Origin of the sequence: Nocardia transvalensis (assembly GCF_015477765.1) — a bacterium.
Lineage (GTDB): Bacteria > Actinomycetota > Actinomycetes > Mycobacteriales > Mycobacteriaceae > Nocardia > Nocardia transvalensis_A.
In genome coordinates this window covers 432,158-454,118 of the sequence record NZ_JADLQQ010000007.1, presented here as the reverse complement: position 1 = coordinate 454,118, position 21,961 = coordinate 432,158, and the positions used below count along the sequence as shown (strand labels likewise).

At 68.4% G+C, this 21,961-nt stretch carries 21 protein-coding genes; 5 read left to right on the top strand and 16 right to left on the bottom strand.

Annotation, left to right across the window (positions count from 1 at the left end; genetic code table 11):
* Positions 1 to 8: 8 nt before the first annotated feature.
* Complete coding sequence (locus tag IU452_RS22905; protein WP_195111159.1) at positions 9 to 1,538, top strand: FAD-dependent monooxygenase; 1,530 nt, start codon at positions 9 to 11, stop codon at positions 1,536 to 1,538.
* 27 nt (positions 1,539 to 1,565) lie between these two features.
* On the opposite strand, the gene IU452_RS39580 is transcribed toward IU452_RS22905, so the two are convergent.
* The 7 genes from IU452_RS39580 to IU452_RS22870 all read right to left on the bottom strand — a co-directional run bounded on the left by IU452_RS39580 (position 1,566) and on the right by IU452_RS22870 (position 7,565).
* Positions 1,566 to 1,766, bottom strand: coding sequence for a BBE domain-containing protein (locus IU452_RS39580; RefSeq protein ID WP_416382350.1), 201 nt, complete (start codon positions 1,764 to 1,766; stop codon positions 1,566 to 1,568).
* Positions 1,767 to 2,028: 262 nt separating this feature from the next.
* A complete protein-coding gene (locus IU452_RS22895) occupies positions 2,029 to 3,351 on the bottom strand; it encodes a glycoside hydrolase family 1 protein (protein ID WP_416382349.1) in 1,323 nt (440 codons plus the stop codon).
* Positions 3,352 to 3,446: 95 nt separating this feature from the next.
* Positions 3,447 to 3,824, bottom strand: coding sequence for a nitroreductase family deazaflavin-dependent oxidoreductase (locus IU452_RS22890; RefSeq protein ID WP_195111158.1), 378 nt, complete (start codon positions 3,822 to 3,824; stop codon positions 3,447 to 3,449).
* Positions 3,825 to 3,954: 130 nt separating this feature from the next.
* Positions 3,955 to 4,830, bottom strand: a complete 876-nt coding sequence (locus IU452_RS22885; protein ID WP_195111157.1) for a biotin-dependent carboxyltransferase family protein — start codon at positions 4,828 to 4,830, stop codon at positions 3,955 to 3,957.
* Between the two features lie 65 nt (positions 4,831 to 4,895).
* Positions 4,896 to 5,534 (bottom strand): allophanate hydrolase subunit 1, encoded by a 639-nt coding sequence (locus tag IU452_RS22880; RefSeq protein WP_195111310.1) that lies wholly within the window; start codon positions 5,532 to 5,534, stop codon positions 4,896 to 4,898.
* Positions 5,525 to 6,271 carry a LamB/YcsF family protein gene (locus IU452_RS22875; protein ID WP_195111156.1) on the bottom strand — a complete coding sequence of 249 codons (747 nt, stop codon included), beginning with the start codon at positions 6,269 to 6,271 and terminating at the stop codon, positions 5,525 to 5,527. Before IU452_RS22875 ends, IU452_RS22880 begins: the two co-directional genes overlap by 10 nt.
* Positions 6,272 to 6,281: 10 nt before the next feature.
* Complete coding sequence (locus IU452_RS22870; RefSeq protein ID WP_228818529.1) at positions 6,282 to 7,565, bottom strand: MFS transporter; 1,284 nt, start codon at positions 7,563 to 7,565, stop codon at positions 6,282 to 6,284.
* Positions 7,566 to 7,702: 137 nt separating this feature from the next.
* Here IU452_RS22870 and IU452_RS22865 point away from each other — a divergent pair, with 137 nt between their 5' ends.
* Positions 7,703 to 8,407: a GntR family transcriptional regulator gene (locus IU452_RS22865; protein WP_195111155.1), complete on the top strand. Its 705-nt coding sequence runs from the start codon at positions 7,703 to 7,705 to the stop codon at positions 8,405 to 8,407.
* Between the two features lie 12 nt (positions 8,408 to 8,419).
* Positions 8,420 to 8,938, top strand: a complete 519-nt coding sequence (locus tag IU452_RS22860; RefSeq protein WP_195111154.1) for an NUDIX hydrolase — start codon at positions 8,420 to 8,422, stop codon at positions 8,936 to 8,938.
* A 373-nt stretch (positions 8,939 to 9,311) separates the two neighbouring features.
* Here the strand turns inward: IU452_RS22860 and IU452_RS22855 are convergent, their stop codons facing one another.
* From IU452_RS22855 to IU452_RS22835, 5 genes are read right to left on the bottom strand one after another with little or no spacing between them, the layout of a single operon-like run.
* Entirely contained in the window at positions 9,312 to 9,992 is a 681-nt protein-coding gene (locus IU452_RS22855) for a TIGR00266 family protein (protein ID WP_195111153.1), read from the bottom strand.
* Between the two features lie 30 nt (positions 9,993 to 10,022).
* Positions 10,023 to 11,333, bottom strand: coding sequence for an aspartate aminotransferase family protein (locus IU452_RS22850; RefSeq protein ID WP_195111152.1), 1,311 nt, complete (start codon positions 11,331 to 11,333; stop codon positions 10,023 to 10,025).
* Positions 11,334 to 11,372: 39 nt separating this feature from the next.
* On the bottom strand, positions 11,373 to 12,410 hold the full coding sequence (locus tag IU452_RS22845; RefSeq protein ID WP_195111151.1) for a TIGR03842 family LLM class F420-dependent oxidoreductase: 1,038 nt from the start codon (positions 12,408 to 12,410) through the stop codon (positions 11,373 to 11,375).
* Positions 12,411 to 12,433: 23 nt separating this feature from the next.
* Positions 12,434 to 13,855 carry a dihydropyrimidinase gene (gene hydA, locus IU452_RS22840; protein ID WP_195111150.1) on the bottom strand — a complete coding sequence of 474 codons (1,422 nt, stop codon included), beginning with the start codon at positions 13,853 to 13,855 and terminating at the stop codon, positions 12,434 to 12,436.
* 13 nt (positions 13,856 to 13,868) lie between these two features.
* Positions 13,869 to 14,708, bottom strand: coding sequence for a nitrilase-related carbon-nitrogen hydrolase (locus IU452_RS22835; protein ID WP_195111149.1), 840 nt, complete (start codon positions 14,706 to 14,708; stop codon positions 13,869 to 13,871).
* 152 nt (positions 14,709 to 14,860) lie between these two features.
* On the opposite strand from IU452_RS22835, the gene IU452_RS22830 reads away from it, so the two are divergent.
* A complete protein-coding gene (locus IU452_RS22830) occupies positions 14,861 to 16,282 on the top strand; it encodes a PLP-dependent aminotransferase family protein (protein WP_195111148.1) in 1,422 nt (473 codons plus the stop codon).
* Positions 16,283 to 16,302: 20 nt separating this feature from the next.
* Here IU452_RS22830 and IU452_RS22825 read toward each other — a convergent pair whose 3' ends face one another.
* Entirely contained in the window at positions 16,303 to 16,581 is a 279-nt protein-coding gene (locus tag IU452_RS22825; protein ID WP_195111147.1) for a hypothetical protein, read from the bottom strand.
* Positions 16,582 to 16,789: 208 nt separating this feature from the next.
* Between IU452_RS22825 and IU452_RS22820 the strand changes: the two genes are divergently transcribed.
* Positions 16,790 to 17,515: a peptidylprolyl isomerase gene (locus IU452_RS22820; RefSeq protein ID WP_324192765.1), complete on the top strand. Its 726-nt coding sequence runs from the start codon at positions 16,790 to 16,792 to the stop codon at positions 17,513 to 17,515.
* A gap of 339 nt (positions 17,516 to 17,854) precedes the next feature.
* Here the strand turns inward: IU452_RS22820 and IU452_RS22815 are convergent, their stop codons facing one another.
* The 3 genes from IU452_RS22815 to arc form a co-directional block, all read right to left on the bottom strand.
* On the bottom strand, positions 17,855 to 19,378 hold the full coding sequence (locus IU452_RS22815; RefSeq protein WP_195111146.1) for an ArnT family glycosyltransferase: 1,524 nt from the start codon (positions 19,376 to 19,378) through the stop codon (positions 17,855 to 17,857).
* Positions 19,375 to 20,004, bottom strand: a complete 630-nt coding sequence (locus IU452_RS22810) for a TetR/AcrR family transcriptional regulator (protein WP_195111145.1) — start codon at positions 20,002 to 20,004, stop codon at positions 19,375 to 19,377. Before IU452_RS22810 ends, IU452_RS22815 begins: the two co-directional genes overlap by 4 nt.
* A gap of 135 nt (positions 20,005 to 20,139) precedes the next feature.
* Complete coding sequence (gene arc, locus IU452_RS22805) at positions 20,140 to 21,900, bottom strand: proteasome ATPase (RefSeq protein WP_195111144.1); 1,761 nt, start codon at positions 21,898 to 21,900, stop codon at positions 20,140 to 20,142.
* Positions 21,901 to 21,961: the final 61 nt, after the last annotated feature.

Below are 21,961 nucleotides of genomic sequence, written 5' to 3'. Positions count from 1 at the left end.
ACCTAGCCATGTCCGAAACACGTACCGATGTCGTCATTTCCGGTGCCGGTCCGAACGGGCTGCTGCTCGCCATCGAGCTCACTCTCGCGGGCGCGCGGCCGGTCGTTCTGGAGGCCTCGCCCGCTCCGAGCACCACACCGAAGGCCAACGGCATGGTCGGCCAGATCGTGCGATCGTTGGATATGCGCGGCTTGTATCCCGGCGAGCCGCCGCGTCCGTTGCCCGCCTACATCTTCAGCGGGCTGCACATGGATTTCACTGTGCTGGCGCACAATCCGATGTACGCGTGGCTGATTCCCCAGCCCGAACTCACCCGCCTGCTGGCCGCGCGGGCACAGGAACTCGGCATCGAGGTGCGCTGGGGCCATGCGCTCACCGACTTCGCCCAGGACGCGGACGCGGTGACTGCCACCGTGACCGGACCGACGGGCGACTATCGGCTCGCCGCCCGGTTCCTGGTCGGCGCCGACGGCGGCAAGAGCCTGGTGCGCAAGCGATCCGGAATCGGCTTCCCCGGCTTCACCGCAGCCGATCGCATCTCCCGGATCGGTGCCGCGGAGGTTCCCGATCTGGTGCGCACCGACGACGGCGGATATGAGCTGCCCGGTTACGGCCGCATCTCCTGGGGGCACAACTGGACCGGACGCGGCATGTTCGTGCTGGCGGAATTCCAGCCGGGCCGCCCGCATGTCGCCACCATGGAGTACGGCGTCGACGCCATCGACGACAGTGTCGAAATGACCTGGGATGAACTGTGCGACAGCGTTACCCGCGTCCTGGGTGTCGAACTGGCGTTGCGGCGGCCGACCTGGCCCGGACCGCATCGGATGCTCCGGTATGTCGGCCAGAACACGCGCGTCGCGGACCGCTACCGTGACGGTCGAGTGCTGCTGGTCGGCGACGCGGCCCACGTCCACTCCGCGATCGGCGGCCCCGGCCTGAATCTCGGCATGCAGGACGCGCTCAACCTGGGCTGGAAGCTCGCCGCGCACGTGCAGGGCTGGGCACCGCCGAACCTGCTCGACACCTACGAATCCGAACGCCGCCCGGCCGCCGAGCGGGTGATGATGCACTCCATGGCCCAGAGCGCCCTCATGGCACCGGGCCCGGAGGTCGGTGCCCTCCGCCAGGTATTCGGCGAACTACTCCACCTTCCCGCCGCGGTCGATCACGTCGCCCACCTCTTGGCCGGCGCGGACATCCGCTACGACACCGGCTGCGACCACCCCCTTGCCGGACATCTCGTCCCGGACTTCACCATCCACACTCCCGACGGCCCCACCCGAATCGCCGAACTCCTCCGCCCGGCCCGCCCGCTCCTCCTCGACCTCACCGGCCACCTCACCACCCCGGCCCCCGCCTGGTCCGACCGCGTCGACACCATGATCGCCCCCACCCCCGACGCACCCGCCGCCGCCCTCCTGATCCGCCCCGACGGCTACGTAGCGTGGGCCACCACCGAACCCACCACCGAGGGTCTCCTCGAGGCCCTCACCCGCTGGTTCGGCTCGGCCCACGCCCTCGTCACCACCGACTGAACCACCTGGCAGGCGCGGACTGCGGGCTTACCGGGGAGGGATGCTCATGGCGTTGTGGAAGATGTTGTCCGGGGCGTACTTTCGCTTGATCGCCTGAAGCCGCGGAAGTGGTCGCCGTAGTAGCTGGCGTACAGGTCGCGGCCGTACAGACCCTCGTCGAGGTCGTCGTCGCCGATGTAGCCGCCGACGGTGTGCGGGTACATCAGCTCGTAGGCCCCGCGCTGCCACCCGCGGCGTGAATCACCCAGCCGGAGACCCACCGGCAGGCAGTCACCGCCGGGTGCCATGAGTTCGCCGTGCGTCCATGCCTCCCAGTAGAGGTTGGAGGCTGTTGTCCTCGATCGACCGTAGCCGACAATCAGGGCCAACTCGTCGAAGCCGCGCTGCTGTCGCAGAGTCGGCTGTCCCACCGGATCAAGCGCAGGGACAGCCTGAGGTCGATCCTGCGGCCGGTGCCGGACGCCCCGGCGAACCGACAGCAGGGCGACGGTCAGCGGGTGGGTGAGGGGACCGGTTCGAGGCAGCTCGACGGGGGGTCGACGATGGAGCAGGGGGTGGTGGGGCGGGTGGGGTGGTAGTCGGCGGGGACGCCGTTGTTGGTGACGATGTCGCGGTAGGCGGGGACGGCGTCGGTGGGGTGACGGGTGAGGGTGGGGTCGGTTTTCACGTTGACCGTGTAGAGGCCGAAACGTGGGGTGTAGGAACCCCATTCGTAGTTGTCGGTGATGCTCCAGTAGTTGTAGCCCATGACGTTCATGCCGTCGGCCTTGGCACGCTGCAACCAGTAGATGGTGTCGCGCAGGTTGTCGGCGCGGGTCCAGCCGTCGTCGCGGGGCTTGCCGTCCTGGGTGGGCATCCCGTTCTCCACGATGTAGAGCGGGCGGCCCGGGAATTGCCGCGCGTAGTGGCGCAGGGCGTAGTAGATCCCCTCCGGCTGCAGCGGATTGGCCCAGGGCGTATTGGCGGTGAGCGCATCGACCGGCGACGGGAGGCTGCCGTAGTAGTAGTCGATGCCGATGTAGTCGAGCTTGTCGGCGACCCGGTTCTCGAACGGCAGCGCGGCGAGGCTTTCGTATCCGGGTGTGTAGGACAGGTTGCTGGTGACCATGGCGCCGGGCTGGCGGGAATGGATGTAGTCGTAGATGGCGCGGTGCGCGGTGACCATCCGGTCCAGCGCGATTCCCGCCTGCCACGCGGGCAGATTCCCCTGGACGACGTAGGTCGGCGGGCCGAGGGTGGGCTCGTTGAAGGTGACCCACAGCGGATCGTCCCCGGCGTAGCGGTCCACCACGCGGCGCGCGTTGGCCACCCAGTCGTCGACCATGCCGGGATTGGACCAGGCCCCGCGATCGAGCTCCCACGCGGGGAACACCCAGTGGTCCAGGGTGATCATCGGCCGCATGCCGGCCTCGCGGATCGCGCCGATCACATTGTCGTAGAAGGCGAATCCCTGTTCGTCCCAGACGCCCGGCTGCGGCTGCACCCGCGCCCACTCGACGCTGATCCGGTACACCTTGACACCCAGGTCGGCCGCGAGCCGGATATCGTCGCGATAGCGGTGATAGAAGTCGACGGAATTGCCGTACTCGTCGGAGGTCCGCCCCGACGCGGCGTATCGGCTCCAGTTGCTGTCGGGTGCGCTGCCCTCGCTCTGGAAACCCGAGGAGGCCACACCCCACAGGAAGCCGTCTCCCATCGGCGGCACCCCGCCGTCGGCGGCCCGGGCCGGCGCGACCCCGCCGAGCGACAGCACGGCCGCGGCGGCGAGTGCGAACGCGGTAACGGGACCGAATCCTTTCGCGCGTCGAATCACCAGCACACCTTTCCACTACGACGATGTCGAACGATCACGCTACCGCCCCGTTTCTACCATCGCTCCCGGTGTCGATGGTTCGCCCGCAAGCGCGCTCACGCCGGATGCGCCTCCATGTAGTACTCGGCACCGATCAGGCCCAAGACCTGCCGCACACCCGGCGGGGCCCAGCTCGCCTGCGGATCGTGCCGCACCGCCGGAGTGGTCAGCGTCACCGTCCGCCCACCGGTTTCCAGCTCGAACCGATCGGCGGCGAGGATGTTCTTGAGCCAGTCGACGTCGCGCCCGTAGGTGAGCGCAACCCGGTAGCCACCGTCATGGGCGAAGATCGTCACCGGCGTGCGATAGACGCGGCCGGAGTTGCGACCCTTGTGCACGATGATTCCGAAGCCGGGCGCCCGGGCGATCACAGGTGCGGCGACCCGGTTGGTGACTCGTCGATTGAATCTCGCCAGCGCCTGCGGCAACGGCATGAGCATCCCCTCTCGGACATCCCTGCGAACCACAGGCTACGCCGGTGCCGCCGATTTCGCGCCGGGAACGCAGGGGACATTCGTGATCACGGCCGAACCCGCTGCGCAGCAGGCCAATCCATGCCTCCGGCTAGGGCGACCAGGGGCGGAACCGGACGCGCTGTCCCGGACGAGCCTGGGCCAGCAGGTCCACATCGGCGTCGATCACCGTGCCCACCACCGGATATCCGCCGGTGATCGGATGGTCGGCCAGGAACACCACGGGCTGCCCCGACGGCGGCACCTGGATGGCACCCAGGGGCATTCCCTCGGTGGGCAGTTCGGCGTCGCCGACTCGGCGCAGCGCGGGGCCGCCGCCGGCCCTGTCGAGCCGCGCACCGATCCGGTCGGAGTCGCTGGACACCTGCCAGCATCCGGCGAACAGCTCGGTGGGGTTGGTGAACCAGTCGTCCCTGGGCCCCAGCCTGACCCGTGCCGTCACCGTCGCACCGGTCATCGGTGCCAGGGGCGCGGCATCCACGGCGGGCCACTGCCGCGGCGGCGGCCCGATCGGCAGCTCGTCCCCGGCCCGCAATGGTTCGGGTCCGATGCCGGCAAGGGTGTCGCGGCTGCGCGAGCCGAGCACCGGCGGCACCGCGATCCCACCCCGCACCGCCACGTAACACCGCAGCCCGGTCGGCGCGACTCCCAATTCCAGCCGCTGCCCCTCGTCCACGAACAGCATCGACGCCTGCGCCTCGACCCGGCCGTCGACGGTGATCGGCGCGGGCGCACCGGTCACCGCCACGACCACGGCCCTGCTGAATTCCAACGCCAGTCGGCCCACGACGCATTCGATCGCGGCCGCCGCCTCGTCGTTACCGACCAGCCGATTGGCCAGGGCGAGCGAGCCCCGATCGGCCGCACCCGATATCCCGACCCCGGCGTGGAACCAGCCGGGTCGGCCCAGATCCTGAATCGTGCTGAACATTCCGGGCGCAACCACCCGCAGTGTCGCACCGCTCACCGCACAGTCCCCCGCGACCACACCCGCATCACGCCGCCTCGATCCCGCATCGCCTCGACAACCCCTCACCCCTCCGCCCGCACGAATCGCACGCGGCTGCCCGGGCTCAGCAGCGCGGGTTCGGGACGGTCGAGGTCCCACAGCGGCACGTCGGTGGTGCCGATGATGCGCCAGCCACCGGGCGAGGTGCGCGGGTAGACCGCACTGTATCCGCCTGCCAGAGCGACGGATCCGGCCGGGACCGAGGTCCGCGACCGGTCGCGCCGCGGCACCTCGAGCCGCGCGTCCGGCGCCTCCAGATAGCCGAAGCCGGGGGCGAACCCGATGAACGCGCACCGCCAGAGATGTCCGGTGTGCCGGGCGATCAGCTCGTTCTCGGAGATGCCGAGCAGGGCCGCCGTCTCGGCCAGATCCTCGCCGTCGTACCGCACCGGTATCACCAAAGGCCCACCGTCGCTACCGGATCCGGTGTCGCGGGACGCTGCCGCGGTGATCGCCTCACGCAGCCGGTCGGCCACCTTCACCTCCGGAGCACCCGGCCGCAGGGTGACCAGTACGGTGCGCGCGGCGGGCAGGAAATCGCACACCCCCTCGATCGAATGCTCCCGCAGGTGATCGACCAACCCGGCCAGCGTGTCGTGATCGGGCGGCTCCACCAGCAGCGCCCGATCGCCCGCCGGGAGAATCCGCACGGTCACGCGAATGCCCGCAGCTCGATGCCCTTGGCGCTCAGCGCTTCCCGGATCGATCGCGCCATGGCCACCGCACCCGGCGAATCACCGTGGACACACAGGCTGCGGGCGGGCACCGGCACCGCATTCCCGTCTCGGTCCCGGGTCACCCTGTCCACGGCGATCGAGACCGCCTGCGCCAAGGCCGATTCCGGTTCGAGCACGCTGCCCGGCTCACTGCGTGAGACCAGCGATCCGGCGGCGGTGTAGGCGCGATCGGCGAATCCCTCGGCGTGGAACGCGATCCCGGCCGCGACCGCGGCCTGTTCCAGCTGCGAGCCGGGCAGCCCCAACAGGCTCAGCCCACCGAAGGCCGACATCGACGCCACCACCGCCTCGGCGACCGCACGATCCACCGACGCCGAATGATAGAGCGCACCATGGGGTTTCACATAGCGCACCCGATCCCCCGCCGCCCGGGCGAAGGCGTCGAGCGCGCCGATCTGGTACAGGCATTCGTCGGTCAGCTCGGACGGCGGTACGGCCATGGCGCGGCGCCCGAACCCGGCGAGATCGCGGTAGGAGACGTGGGCTCCGATCCGCACCCCGCGCGCCACGGCCATCTCACACGTGCGCCGCATGATCGACGGATCCCCCGCATGGAATCCGCAGGCGATATTGGCGCTGGTGACGATGTCGAGCAGGGCCGCGTCGTCGCCCATCCGCCAGGCGCCGAAGCCCTCACCGAGATCACTGTTCAGATCGATCATCGCAGTCCTCTCACATCAGTTCCCGGCCGCGCGTCTCGGCCAGCCCGAACAGCGCCAGCACCGCAACCGCGTAGCCGAGCGCCCCGAACAGCATCGCACCCGCCAGCCCGAGCGAGGTGGAGGCCAGGTACCCCACCGCCGTGGGGAAGACCGCACCGACGCCGCGGCCGAAGTTGTAGGTGAATCCCTGTCCGGTGCCGCGCAACTGGGTCGGATACAGCTCCGACAGATACGAGCCGAACCCGGAGAAGATCGCCGAGGCGGAGAATCCCAGCGGGAAGCCCAGCACCAGCACCAAGGTGTTGGCGCCCTCCGGGACCTGGGTGTAGGCGACCATGAACACCACCGACAGCGCGGCGAACAACTGGATATTGCGTTTGCGGCCGAGCTTGTCGGTCAGGATACCGCCGCTGACATAACCCAGGAACGCGCCCGCGATCAGGAAGACCAGATATCCGCCCGTACCCACCACGGTCAGGTGGCGGCTGTTCTTCAGATAGGTGGGCAGCCAGGTGGCCAGCGTGTAGTACCCGCCCTGCACACCGGTCGCCAGCAGCGCCGCGAAACAGGTCGTGCGGATCAGCTCCCGGTCGAAGATCGCGGTGAAGCGCCCGCGCACGGCCGCGGTGTGTTCGCGGCGTTCGGTGGCGACCTCGGCGTCGCGGACGCTGCGGCGCACCCAGACGATCAGCACGGCGGGCAGGGCGCCGGTGAAGAACAGCACCCGCCACGCCAGCCGCTCGTCGAACAGGTGGAACACGATCGTGTAGACGCAGACCGCCAACCCCCAACCGGCCGCCCAGGCGCTCTGCACGAACGCTACTGCACGACCGCGATATTCGGGCCGGGCGTACTCCGCGACCAGGATCGCCCCCGCGGCCCATTCACCGCCGAAGCCCAATCCCTGCAGCGCGCGGAACACCAGCAGGCTCTCGAAGTTCCAGGCAAACCCGCACAGCACGGTGAACACCGCATACATGGCGATGGTGACCTGCAGGGTGCGCACCCGCCCGATCCGGTCGGCGAGCACACCCGCCCCCGCCCCGCCGAGCGCCGACACCACCAGCGTGACCGTGGTCAGCAGGCCCGACTGTCCGGTGGAGATGGCGAAATACGAGGCGATCGCACCCAGTGCCAGCGGCAACACCTGAAAGTCGTAGGAGTCCATGCCGTAGCCGCCGAACGCACCGAAGAACGCGCGCTTGCCGGTGGGACTCAGGGTGCGGAACCAGGCGAAGGGCCGCGCGGTGGCGGGCGAGCCGGGAGGTTGGGTGTCGGTCGACATATCGGTCATGGTGACCCCTCGGGTCGAAATGTGGCAGAGGTCTCATCGTACGAATCGTTGAACGATCCTGCAATACTACGAGCGGATCGTCGGTCGATCGCGGTAGTCTCGGAGCCGGCACATCCGCTCGCCGATCGGAGGATTCGATGACCTCGCCGTCCGGCACGGCCGTCGAGACGTATGCGAGCCTGGCCGCGCGTCGCGACCGGCTCGACCGGGCCAGCCGCAGCGCCCAGGTGGCCGATATCGTCCGCGACGGCATCCTGGACGGGACGTTCCGGCCGGGCACCCGGCTCTCGGAACCGGATATCTGTGCGGCGCTGAAGGTTTCCCGCAATACGCTGCGCGAGGCGTTCCGGACCCTGATCGAGGAGCGGCTGGTCGTGCACGAACTCAACCGCGGTGTGTTCGTGCGGATCCCGTCTCCCGACGACGTCGCCGAGGTGTACAAGTGCCGCCGGATCGTGGAATGCGCCGCGCTGCGGGATCATCCGCGCGTCGGCGGCGATCTCGGTCCGGTCGCCGCCGCCTTGGAACGCGCGGATCAGTACGCGGCGCAGGGCGATTGGACCGGCGTCGGCACGGCGGACGTGGATTTCCACCGCGCCGTCACCGCCCTCAACGACAGCCGCCTGCTGGATGCGCTGATGGCGGGCGTGTGGAACGAACTGCGGCTGATCTTCCACGTGGTGGCCGATCCCGACGCGTTCCACCGCCCCTACCTGCAGCGCAACCATGCCGTCTTCGATGCCCTGACCCGCGGCGAGGCCGAGGCCGCCGCCGAGATGCTGGCCGACTACCTGGCCGACGCCGAGGCACAGATCCAGGCGGCCTACGCCGAACGGGCGTAAGGGGCGAACCGGATGGGTGAGCTGATCGCGGTCTACGACCGAGCCGGACGCCGGGTGGGCAGCGCCGAGCGCGCGACCGTGTACGCCGAGGGGCTGTGGCATGCCAGCGCGGGCGTGCTGGTGCGCTCGCGCGACGGCGAACGGATCTATGTCCACCGGCGCACCGACACCAAGGCGGTGTTCGCGGGCATGCACGACTGCCTGGCCGGTGGCGTCCTCGGACCCGACGAGGACCCGGCCGCCGCGGCGGTACGGGAGCTGGGCGAGGAACTCGGCATCGAGGTGGGCGACGGCGAGGATCCGCCGCTGCCGCTGGCCAGCGTTTCCTGGGACGGCCACTGGGCGGGAAAGCCCATGCGGTGCCACCTTTTCGCCTACGAGGTGCGCTACGACGGCCCGATCCGGCATCAGCCCGACGAGATCGCCGAGGGCTGGTGGTGGACCGACGCCCAACTGCGCGAACGGCTGGCCGATCCGGCATGGCCGTTCGTGCCCGACACGCGCGTGCTGCTGCCCGACATCCTGCGCTGAGTCCGATCCCGCTGCGCATCGCTCCGCGCTGCGCAGCGGGAAACGAGGTGCGCCACGCTGGCGGGTCCACCGGAGCCGAAACACCCAACAGCCCACCGGGTCTGCGGTTCCGGTGGGCCGTCGGTGTGGGATACGGGCTAGTCGGCGCTGCCCGTCAGTAATTTGGCCAGGGTCTTGGCGAGTAACTCAACCAAGAACCCGGCGGCGGAACCGCTCTCCATATAGTGCCTCCCTCATCTTCGGATCGTCGCCACGTCTTCCATGGGCGACGACTGAAGCATGCCCTATTCATTTCTGGCCGGAAGGTCTTTGGCGGAGATGGCCGCATACCCCTTTATTGAACCCCTATAACGTTTCTCCGGCGAATGAGCTGCTACCCGGACGAGGTGACCGCACCCGCCCACACCGCGAATGCACCCGGGTTGCGGGTCTGCAGCAGCACCCGGCCGGGCCCGGTGAAGTCGAAGACCAGCCCCTCCCCCGACTTCAGCGATTGCAGTGACCGCCCCGACACCGCGCGGCGGATGCTGAACTTCACGGCCAGGTCGTAGGCGACCACATGCCCACTGTCGATGGTCACCGATTCGCCGGGTTGCAGGTCGACCGCATCGATCGCACCGTAGACGCCCAGCACCACCTCGCCCTGTCCGTGCGCCCGCAGGCCGAAACCGCCCCCGCCGCCGAACAGATTCGCCAGCCCGCCCCACCCCGTCTCCACCTGCACGCCATGGGAATTGGCGATCCAGCTGCCGCGGCTGATGAAGAACGGCCGGTCGGGGCCGATGGGCAGGGCCAGCATGTCCCCGGGCAGTGCCGGGGCGACGTCCACCCAGCCCCCCTGGGGCGGCGCGGTGAACGTCGACACGAAAAACGATTCGCCGGCCAGCACCGACCGCTTCAGCCCCGCCAGCAGCCCGCCCTCGGCCTTGGCGGTCAGCGTGACACCCGCCGAATGCGCCAGCATGGCACCGGTTTCCACCCGCAACGGTTCGCCCCCGGCGAGAAAGCACCGCGCGACCGTCGAGGAGGGATTGTGCCGCAATTCCACCTTCATGGCGGCGACAGTAACAGGGCCGGATATCGATCAGGTCGCATCGACGTAGCCGTCGGCGACGGTGAGGACATCGTCGAGGATTTCCAGGGCCAACTCCAGTTCGTCGGTGCTCGTCGTCAGCGGTGGGGCCAATTGCACGCGATTGGCCACCGAGAAGGGCCACAGACCGCGCTCCTTGGCGGCGGCGGTCACGCGGTTCATCGGTTCGGTGGCCGCGCCGGTGGCGGCGAACGGGACCAGCGGTTCGCGGGAGACCGGATCGCGGACCAGTTCCAGCGCCCAGAAGAAGCCCAGTCCGCGGACCTCACCGACCGAGGGATGCCGGGAGGCCAAGTCGTGCAGTCCTTTTCCGAGCACATCCGCTCCCGCGGTGCGCACGTGGTCGAGGATCCCGTCGCGTTCGAACACCTCGATCGAGGCGACCCCGGCCGCGCAGGCCAGCGGGTGACCGGCGTAGGTCAGCCCGCCCGGATACACGGTGTCGTCGTAGCGGGCGGCGATGGGTTCGGCGATGAGCACGCCGCCGAGCGGGACGTACCCGGAGTTCACCCCCTTGGCGAAGGTGATCAGATCCGGGGCCACATCGAAGGCCTGTACGGCGAACCATTCGCCCGCCCGGCCGAATCCGGCCATCACCTCATCGGCGATATAGACGATGCCGAATTCGTCGCACAGCGCCCGCACCCCGGCGAGGTATCCGGGCGGGGGCACCAGAATGCCGTTGGTGCCCACCACGGTCTCCATGATCAGGCCCGCGATGTGCTGCGGCCCCTCCAGCTCGATGACCTGCCGCAGATGCCGCAGCGCGGCCTCGGTCTCCTGCTCGGGGGTGGCCGTGCCCCACGGGGAGCGATACGGATAGGGCCCGAAGAAGCGGACCACGTCCACATTCGTCGGTTCGGCGCCCCAACGGCGAGGTTCACCGGTGAGCCCGATCGCGGTGCCGGTGCCGCCGTGGTAGGAGCGGTAGGCCGACAGCATCTTGGTGCGCCCGGTGTAGCTGCGCGCCAGCCGCACGGCATGTTCGACCGCCTCGGCGCCACCGGTGGTGAACAGCACCCGGTTCAGCGCCCCGGGGGCGCGTTCGACGATCAGGCGGGCCAGTTCGCTGCGCACCTCGTTGCCGACGGTCGGCGAGATCGTGGCCAGCGAATTGGCCTGTGCCACCACCGCGGCCACCACATCGGGATGCTGATGGCCGAGGTTGAGGAAGACCAACTGGGAGGAGAAGTCCAGGTAGCGTTTGCCGGTGGCATCCCAGAACCACGAGCCCGACCCGCCCGTGATCGGTACCGGATTCACACTCGCCTGCGCACTCCAGGGGTAGAAGACGTGATCCACTGCGAAGTCCCTTCTGGTGTTAGGAATCCCGTCGATCGCTCAGGTGGCGCTCGCGGTGGCGGTGATCGGACGGGTCAGGTGCGGGAGCACCGATTCTCCGTACGCCTCGAGCGTCGCGGACTTGTGGTCGTGCTGCAGGTAGACCGCGAACTGATCGACGCCGAGGGCTTCCAGTTCCCGCAGCCGGGCCACGTGGTCCTCGGGCGAGCCCAGAATGCAGAACCGGTCGACGATGGCGTCGGGCACGAAATCGGCGTGGGTGTTCCCGGCGCGGCCGTGCTGGTTGTAGTCGTACCCCGTCCGGCCCGCGATGTAGTCGGTCAGCGCGGCCGGAACCTCGCTGTCGGCACCGTATTTCGCCACGATGTCGGCGACGTGGTTACCGACCATGCCGCCGAACCACCGGCACTGCTCGCGCGCATGTTTGAGCGCCGCCACCGAGCCGTCGGTGATGTAGGCGGGAGCGGCCACGCAGATCGTCACCTCCGCCGGGTCCCGGCCCGCCCGCTCGGCCGCGGCCCGCACCCGCGCGATGGTCCACGCCGTGATGTCCGGGTCGGCGAGTTGCAGGATGAACCCGTCGGCGACCTCGCCGGTCAGATCCAATGCCTTCGGCCCGTATCCGGCGACCCACACCTCGAGCCGGGACGTGCGCGCCCACGGGAACTGCATCACGGTGTCACCGACGCGGGCGCTGCGCCCGTTGCCCAATTCCCGGATCACTCCGACGGATTCGCGCAGGGCGGCCAGGGTGTTCGGCCGTCCGCCCTGGGTGCGCACCGCCGAGTCGCCGCGGCCGATGCCGCACACCGTCCGGTTGCCGAACATCTCGTTGAGCGTCGCGAATGTCGACGCCGTCACCGTCCAGTCCCGGGTGGACGGATTGGTCACCATCGGCCCGACCACGATCTTGCGGGTCGCGGCCAGGATCTGGCTGTAGATGACGTACGGTTCCAGCCACAGTAGATGGGAATCGAAGGTCCATACGTGCGAAAAGCCGTGCGTCTCGGCCAGTCTCGCCAATTCCACCACCCGTGACGCGGGCGGGCTGCATTGCAGCACCACACCGATGTCCATGGGCCACACTCCATTCCGTTCACTCAGATGAGATTGCTCGACAGCCCGCGCGGCACGAACCGGCCGTGGCCCGTGCTGCCCAGATACCGGCCGTCGTCGACGATTACCCGGCCGCGCGAGAGCACCGTGTCGACGTGGCCGTCGATCTCGAAACCCTCGTAGGCCGAGTAGTCCATATTCATGTGATGGGTCTTGCCGAGGCCGATGCTGGTGTGCCCGTCGGGGTCGTACACCACGATGTCGGCGTCGGCGCCCGGGCTGATCACGCCCTTGCGCGGATACATGCCGAACATCCGCGCCGGTTCGGTGCAGCACACCTCCACCCAGCGTTCCAGCGAGATCCGGCCGTCCTTCACCCCTTGGAACATCAGATCCATCCGGTGCTCGACCCCGCCGATCCCGTTGGGGATCTTGCTGAAATCGCCGATGCCCATCTCCTTCTGATCCTTCATGCAGAAGGGGCAGTGATCGGTGGCGACGGAGGCGACATCACCGGTGCGGATATAGCGCCACAGCTCGTCCTGATGCCCCTCGGCGCGCGCCCGCAACGGCGTCGAGCACACCCACTTCGCACCCTCGAAACCCGGCGCGCCCAGCTGCTCCTCCAACGACAGGTACAGATACTGCGGGCAGGTCTCGCCGAAGACGTTGAGCCCCTGGCCGCGTGCCTGCGCGATCTGTTCGAGGGCCTGCTTGGCCGACACGTGCACCACGTACAGCGGGGCGCCGGTCACCTGCGCGAGCATGATCGCGCGGTGGGTGGCCTCCTCCTCCAGCTGCCACGGCCGTGTCGTGCCGTGGAAGTACGGTGCGGTGTCGCCGCGCTGCAGCGCCTGCGCGACCAGCACGTCGATGGCGATGCCGTTCTCCGCGTGCATCATCAACAGCGCGCCGAGGTCGGCGCTGGTCTGCATGGCCCGCAGGATCTTGCCGTCGTCGGAGTAGAACACCCCCGGGTAGGCCATGAACAGCTTGAAGCTGGTGACGCCCTCGGCCACCAATTCGGCCATCCCCTTCAGCGATTCGTCGGTGACGTCGCCGATGATCTGATGGAAGCCGTAGTCGATCGCGCACTGCCCGGCGGCCTTCTGGTGCCAGGACGCCAGCGCGTCCTGCACCCGCACCCCCGGTGTCTGCACCACGAAGTCGACGATGGTGGTGGTACCACCGAAAGCCGCCGCACGAGTGCCGGTTTCGAAGGTGTCCGATGCCTCGGTGCCGCCGAACGGCATCTGCATGTGCGTATGCCCGTCCACCCCGCCGGGGATGACGTACTTGCCGGTGGCGTCGATGACGACCTCGGCGAGGGTGGCCGGGTCCGCCCCGAAGACCGGCGTGCCCGGCTGCACGACCGCGGCAATGGTTTCACCGTCGATCAGGACGTCGAGAAGCTGAGACCCGGTGGCGGACACCACGGTTCCGCCCCGAACGAGCGTGCGTGTCATGACTGCACCTCACTCACGGCTGCACCAACGACCCGTAGGCGTCGGGGCGGCGGTCGCGGTAGAAGGCCCAGCGATCGCGCACCACCTTGATCAGGTCCATGTCCAGATCGCGGACGATCAGTTCGGGCGCGGAGTCGGAACCGACCTCGCCCACGAACTTGCCCTCCGGATCGACGAAGTAGCTGGTGCCGTAGAAATCGTCGTCACCGTAGTCGCTTTCGATGCCGACGCGGTTGATCGCCCCGACGTAGTACTCGTTGGCCACCGCCGCGGCCGGCTGCTCCAGCCGCCACAGATATCCGGACAGGCCCCGGGAGGTCGCCGAGGGATTGAACACGATCTCGGCGCCCGCCAGGCCCAGCGCCCGCCAGCCCTCCGGGAAGTGCCGGTCGTAACAGATGTAGACCCCGACCCGGCCGACCGCGGTGTCGAACACCGGCCAGCCCAGATTGCCGGGCCGGAAGTAGAACTTCTCCCAGAACCCCTTCACCTGCGGAATGTGGTGTTTGCGGTATTTGCCGAGATAGCTGCCGTCCGCGTCGATCACCGCGGCCGTGTTGTACAGCACCCCCGGCTGCTCCTGCTCGTACATCGGCAGCACCATCACCAGGCCCAGCTCCTTCGCCAGCGCGGCGAAGCGTTCCGTGGTGGGTCCGGGGACGGATTCGGCGTAGTCGTAGAACTTCGTGTCCTGTACCTGACAGAAGTACGGCCCGTAGAACAACTCCTGGAAACAGATGACCCGAGCACCCTGCGCGGCGGCCTGCCGTGCGTAGTCCTCGTGTGCCTTGATCATGGACTCCTTGTCGCCGGTCCAGTCGGTCTGGACGAGCGCCGCTCGAACGATTGCCATGCTTTGTTATTCTGCACCCTGAATCAGTTTCGTTGTGTTACTTCGGCGAGGAAACAGTTTCGAATCGGTAAAACCTGGGCCCCGATGACGAACGACCGGCCCGCACCCCCGCAGAATGACGCTGTGATCATCGAACCGACGGAGACCCCGTGATGGCATCGACCGCCGCCGAATCCGTGTCGGGGCCCGTCACCCCTGCGGCGGTCATCGCCGATCTCGACGACCGCACCGCGGCGGGTATCGCGGCCGCGGTCGGCCGCGCCGTCCGCTGCGGCGAGCTGGCGCCCGGCACTCGGCTGCCCACCGTGCGGGAGGTGGCGCGCGAGTTGAAGGTCTCCCCCGCGACGGTGAATCAGGCGTGGCGGGCGCTGGCCGCCACCGGCGCGATCGTCTCCAGGGGACGGGCGGGCACGTTCGTCGGCACCGCGCCTCCGGCCACGACGGCCGTGCCGATCGGGAGATATCAACGCCTGCACGCCCGTTCGGACGATGCGTTCCGCATCGATCTGTCCCGCGGTGTGCCCGATCCGGAGTTGCTGCCCGATCTCACCGCCGCGCTGCGCGTGCTGGCTCGCGACGGCGCCATCGACCACCTGTCGGCCACCTACCTCGGCGAGGCGATGCTGCCGGAACTCCAATCGGCGGTGGCCGCCGATTGGCCCTGCCGCTCCGAACGTTTCACCGTGCTCGACGGGGCCCTCGACGCGATCGACCGGCTGCTCACCGTGCATGTGCGGCTCGGCGACACCGTCGTCGTCGAAAATCCCTGCTTCCCACCGTTTCTCGACCTGTTGGCGCGGCTGGGCGCTCGGCCGGTTCCGGTGGGTATGGACGAATCGGGCCTGCTACCCACCGAACTCGCCGACGCCCTGGAGGCTCACAGTCCGGCCGCGCTGCTGCTCCAGCCGAGGGCCCAGAATCCGACGGGTGCGTCACTGACGACGCGGCGAGTCCGCGAGTTGGCCGATATTCTTTCCGGCCGCGACGTTCTCGTCATCGAGGACGACCATGCCGCCGGTATCGCGCATACTCCGCCTCGTTCGCTGGGCTCCTGTCTGCCGGATCGCACGGTGCACATCCGGTCCTATTCGAAGTCCCACGGCGCCGACCTGCGGCTGGCGGTGGCGGGCGGGCCCGCCGAGGTGCTCGATCCGGTCATCGAGCGCCGCATGCTCGGGCCCGGCTGGACCAGCCGTCTGTTGCAGCGCGTGCTGCTGCACATGCTGACCGACGAGAGCGCCTGTGCCGCGGTGGCGACCGCCCGAACGACCTACCGCGCACGCGGCGAGGCGCTGCGTAAGGCGTTGGCCCGCCACGGCCTCACCGTGCCCCGGCCGGACGGCATCAACCTGTGGTTACCGGTCGCCGATGAGAACGCCGCGACGATCTCGCTCGCCGCCGCCGGTATCAAGGCGGCCCCCGGCGGGCCGTTCGAAGTCACCGACCACCCGGACCGCGATCATCTGCGCGTGACCGTTGCCGCCCTCCCCGAGGGCGATATCGGGTCGGTGGCCGCCCATTTGGCCGCGGCGGCCACCGCGCTGCCGACCTACCGGCGGGTGCGGCGCGTCTGAACCCCTGCGCCGCACCGTCATCAGAACTGAATTTCCCGGGGTGCCGACCCATCCGAGCACTGCGTTGTCAGCGACGCGACGCTCCTGGGCTCGATCCGCCAGGTGACCGGCAGCGGCCCGGTCAGGGGGCAGATCGCCACGCCCGCCACGATCTGCGGTTCGGCGGTGCTGTTGAAACAGACCGGTCCGGCGCAGTAGACACCGGCGGGGACCGCCGCCGTCGCCGAGCCCGCCGCGGCGACGCCCAACGCCGATGCCGCGACGCAGGCCCCCGCCACTCCCATAGCAATGCGCTTCATCCTTGCTCCGTTCTCGCCCCCGGCGCTGGACGCCGAGCCTGTGGTTACCAACGAGCAACTTGCACGGACACAACTGTAAGGTGTCGCGCTTGCGACAAACGTGCTTTTCCGCATCGATTCGCGGGCTCTCCCGACACATACTGCGCCCGGCATGGAATGATGCCCGACAACATCATCCCGCGCGCCCGAATCAAGGAGGCTCACGCCGGTGCAGAGCGTTCCGCAGACCCCGCAGCTCGATCCCGTCCCGCCGACCCGCCGAAATCCCAAGTCACGCAAGGCGCTGCGGCGCTCGGCCCTCATCGCTGCCGGTGTCTCGATCGCGATCCCGGTAACCGGACAGGCAGTCGCGGCCCCCGTCCCGGCGCACACCGCCGCCCCCGGCTGCATGACCGCGGCCGAAGCCCAGCCCAACGGGAAGCAGTGGCCCGCCGAACCCGCCATGTCGATCGACCCGAGCGCCACCTACAGCGCGGACCTGCAGACCAACTGCGGCACGATCACCGTGGCGCTGGATGCCGCCCACGCGCCGCGCACGGTCAACTCGTTCGTATTCCTGTCCGGCGAACAGTATTTCAACCACACCCGCTGCCACCGCCTCACCACCGAGGGCATTTTCGTGCTGCAGTGCGGCGACCCCACCGGCACCGGCAGCGGCACTCCGGGCTATCAAATCGCCGACGAAAACCTCACCGGCGCAACCTACCCCGCCGGAACAGTGGCCATGGCGAATTCGGGCCCCGACACCAACGGCAGCCAGTTCTTCCTCGTCTACTCCGATTCGAAACTGCCACCCGCCTACACCCCGTTCGGCCGCATCGCCAGCGGCATGGACGTCCTGCAGAACATCGCCGCCGGCGGCACCAAGGACAACTCCGGCGACGGCTCCCCAACCTCGGACATCATCCTGCAGACCGTCACCACCCACAACTGACCCGGAACTACTGGCGGCCGACCCACTCCAACGGCACACGTCGGCCGCCAGCGGTCCAACCTCCCGCCCCGCTGTCCGGTAAGCGGCCTCTGCCAGGCCGCCCATCACCGGACGGTCCAGATGTCATCCCCGACCCCGCGCAACACCCCAACACCGGGTCCGCCCGACGTCGGACACTGGCCCCGCGCGGGATCTCGACACCCGCGGCCCGATCCGACCTCTCGACACCGAGTTCCTGTCCGGTGTCTCAACTTCCGCGCCCACGATCACGAATCCCGCCCCGCGCCATCACGAATCCCCCGGCGCCGCCAGGCGCCGGGGCGGGGCGAACGGGGGTCGTCAGCCCAGGCCCAGCATGTCCGACCATGCTTGCGACCATGGGCGGATCGGGCCGTCACAGCGCCAGAGGGTGACGTCACGGACGATTCCGGGGATGCCCAGGCGGGCGTTCACCCTGCCCACCGCCGTCACGGTGGTGAATCGCGAGCGCATATCGCTTTCCTCGCCGCCGACCCACAGGACCGTCGTCGCCGAGTCCGGCGGGGTGCCGAAGTAACCGAAACCACGGTTGGGGCTGTAGACGGCGGGCAGACCGTAGTCGTCGCGCGCGACATCCAGAGCGCCTGCCTGCCAGTAATTGTCGGTGACGATCACCGCGCGAGCGCGCTCCGGTTCCGGCAGTGCGCGATAGGCGGCCGCGACTGCCTCGCGCAGTTCCGTCCAGCCGAATTTGCCGTAGGTGCCCAGGTCCATGCCGATGGCTGTCTCGTCGTCGGTCGACGGAATCTGCGATTCCGGCTTCCAGGGCAGCGCCCACGCTACCGTGATCACCGAGACGACCACCACCGACGCCGCCACGATCCGCCGCCACCGCACCGCGCGATGGGCCCACCAGACGGCACCGGCGCCGATGATCGCCGGATAGCACCCGATCACGTAGTAGGCCCGGCCGTTGGTGACGAGGAAGGCCAGCATCAGCAGCGGCAGCACCAGACCTAGAAACCGATACGGGCGCAACGGTTCCCAGCGCAGCAGCGCCCACATCCCGCAGGCCAGCAGCAGCAGGCCGAGGGCACCGGCGAGGATCAGCGCCATCGGAACGAACGTGACCCGCCCGCCGATCGCGGACTGTTCCGCGGCCACCTGGGCACCCATGCCCAGCTGCGGCCAGCCGTGCCGGGCCTGCCAGAACAGGCTCGGCAGCATCGTCAGCGCGACCAGTGCGGCGCCCCACCACAGCATCGGGCGGCGCAACAGCTCGCGCGGGCCGAAGACCAGCACGCCGACGGCGATCGCCGCCCAGAAGAACGGGACCAGCCACTTCACCTGCATATCGATCGCCGTGACCACACCCGCCCACAGCAGCAGCATGTCCTGCCGGGTGCGCACCCACCGGATCACCAGCCAGCCGATCACCACCCACAGCGCGGTATCGACGGCATTGGTGGACAACTGCGCTCCCTGAGCCAGCAGGAACGGCGAGGTGGCGTAGGCAATAGCGGTCAGCACCTGCGCCCGTCGCGAACCACCGAACTCCCGGGCGATCTGCGCGCTGATCACGATCGCCGCGAGGGTGATCAGGACGGCCGGTATGCGCTGGGCCACCAGCGAACCCGGGGCCATCAGATCCATCAGGCGCGCGATCGCCGGGGCCAGCGGCCCCTGGTCGGCATAGCTCGCGGCGAGCCGGCGCCCGGCGGAGATGAAATACAGTTCGTCACCGAAGAATCCGTACCGGCCAATCGAGGCGAACAGGGCGATCGCGGACACGACGGCGACCGCAGCCACCCCGCCGATCGCGAACGGCGGCCGGTCGCCGCGCGTCTCCGGCTGCGGTGCACCGGTTTCGAGCACGGTGCTCATTGGTCCTTCCCTTTCGTTGCCAGGTCGAACATCCGGCACACTTGCGTGGCGTAGGTCCGCACGTCCCAGTCCGGTTCCCGAATCGCGCGTCCCGCAGCGCCGTCGACGACATCGCGCACCGCCTTGGCCATCACGATCGGATCGAAGTCGCCGAATTCGCCGCTGTCCTGGCCCGCGTCCAAAATAGCGATGAGCGGCTTGATGATTTCGCGCTCCCCCTCGGAGGAGGCGAACCGCGGCGTGCCGTCGTTCTTCCGAAGGTTCATCACGACCTGGGTGAGCGCGGCCACGTGCTTCCGGTTGGCGTCGATGAAGCGCAGATTCGATTCCAGGTAGGCCAGCAGCTTGTCGCGAGGCCCCTCGGCCTCCTCGATCACCGGTGCCATGAACTCGCCGCCGAGGATGTACAGCTGGACCACCAGCTGCGTCATCAGATCGTCCTTGCCATCGAAGTGGTAGGAGATCACCCCTTTGGAGATCCCCGCCCGCTCGGCGATCCGCGCCAGCGACGCATTGCCGTACCCCACCTCCGAGATCACCTCGACCGCCGCCGCAATGATCTGCCGCCGCCGCGCCTCCTCGATGAAGGACCGACGTTGGCCCTCCGTACTATTTTCTGGCCGCATGGCCAAATTCTAGCCCAAGCGGCCAGTCCCGGCCAAGTGCACGCCGGGACCTGCGTGGGAGGGACACCGGCTCGGGCTCGGGAATGCGGAAGGGCCGCGCTCCCGAGGGGAGCGCGGCCCTTGCGGTTTCCCGGTTTACAGGTACTGGCCGGTGTTGGACTCGGTGTCGATCGCGCGGCTGGCGCTGGCGTTCTTGCCGGTGACCAGCGTGCGGATGTAGACGATCCGCTCGCCCTTCTTACCCGAGATGCGAGCCCAGTCATCGGGATTCGTGGTGTTGGGCAGGTCCTCGTTCTCGGAGAACTCGTCCACTATCGAATCGTAGAGATGCTGGATGCGCAGGCCCGGGTTGCCGGTCTCGAGGACCGACTTGATGGCGTACTTCTTGGAGCGGTCCACGATGTTCTGGATCATGGCGCCGGAGTTGAAGTCCTTGAAGTACAGGACCTCCTTGTCCCCGTTGGCGTAGGTGACCTCCAGGAAGCGGTTGTCCTCGCTCTCGGCGTACATGCGCTCGACGACCCGTTCGATCATCGCCTTCACGCACTTCTCCCGATCGCCGCCGAATTCGGCCACATCGTCGGCGTGCAGCGGCAGCTCCGGCGTCAGGTACTTGGAGAAGATGTCCTGTGCCGCCTCGGCATCCGGCCGCTCGATCTTGATCTTCACATCGAGACGTCCGGGCCGCAGGATGGCCGGGTCGATCATGTCCTCGCGGTTGGAGGCGCCGATGACGATGACGTTCTCCAGGCCCTCGACACCGTCGATCTCCGACAGCAGCTGCGGCACGACCGTGGTCTCCACATCGGAGGACACACCCGAACCACGGGTCCGGAAGATCGAGTCCATCTCGTCGAAGAACACGATCACCGGGGTGCCCTCGGAGGCCTTCTCCCGCGCCCGCTGGAAGATGATCCGGATGTGGCGCTCGGTCTCACCCACGAACTTGTTCAGCAGCTCGGGGCCCTTGATGTTGAGGAAGAAGGACTTGGCCTCCTTGGCATCCTCACCGCGCGCCTCGGCGATCTTCTTGGCCAGCGAGTTGGCCACGGCCTTGGCGATCAACGTCTTACCGCAACCGGGCGGGCCGTAGAGCAGCACACCCTTGGGCGGGCGCAGCGCGTACTCGCGGAACAGATCCTTGTGCAGGAACGGAAGTTCCACCGCATCGCGAATCTGCTCGATCTGCCGCGACAGGCCACCGATGTCCTCGTAGTCGACATCGGGCACTTCCTCCAGCACGAGGTCCTCGACCTCGGCCTTGGGGATGCGCTCGAAGGCGAAGCCCGCCTTGGTGTCGACCAGCAGCGAATCTCCCGGCCGCAGTTTGCGGATCGGATGATCCGGGTCCTCGACATCGTCGACATCCACCAGCCTGCTCAGCGGGCCCGACAGCCAGACCACCCGTTCCTCGTCGGCATGCCCGACCACCAGCGCCCGGCGGCCGTCGTCGAGGATCTCGCGCAGGGTGCCGATCTCACCGGTCTGGTCGAAGTGCCCGGCCTCGACCACCGTGAGCGCCTCGTTGAGGCGGACCGTCTGCCCGTAGTGCAGGGTCGACGTCTCGATATTCGGCGAACACGTCAACCGCATCTTGCGCCCCGAGGTGAACACGTCGACCGTCTGATCGTCGTAGACACCGATCAGGATGCCGTAGCCACTCGGCGGCTGGCCCAGCCGGTCGACCTCCTCGCGCAGGGCGACCAGTTGCTGGCGGGCCTCCTTCAAGGTGTCCATGAGCTTGGTGTTGCGAATCGTCAGCGAATCGATGCGCGCTTCCAATTCCCTTGTGCGATCCGGCGAGTCGGCGAGTTGCCTTCGGAGTGCAGCCGCCTCGGCGCGTACTGCCTCGAGTTCCCTCCAGGCCGCCGAATCCGAATTCTCGATGGGGCTCATGATGCTGCTCCTCCCAGTCCCGGTCTATCAACGCTACCGGGCGCGAACCGTTCTCGCTTTC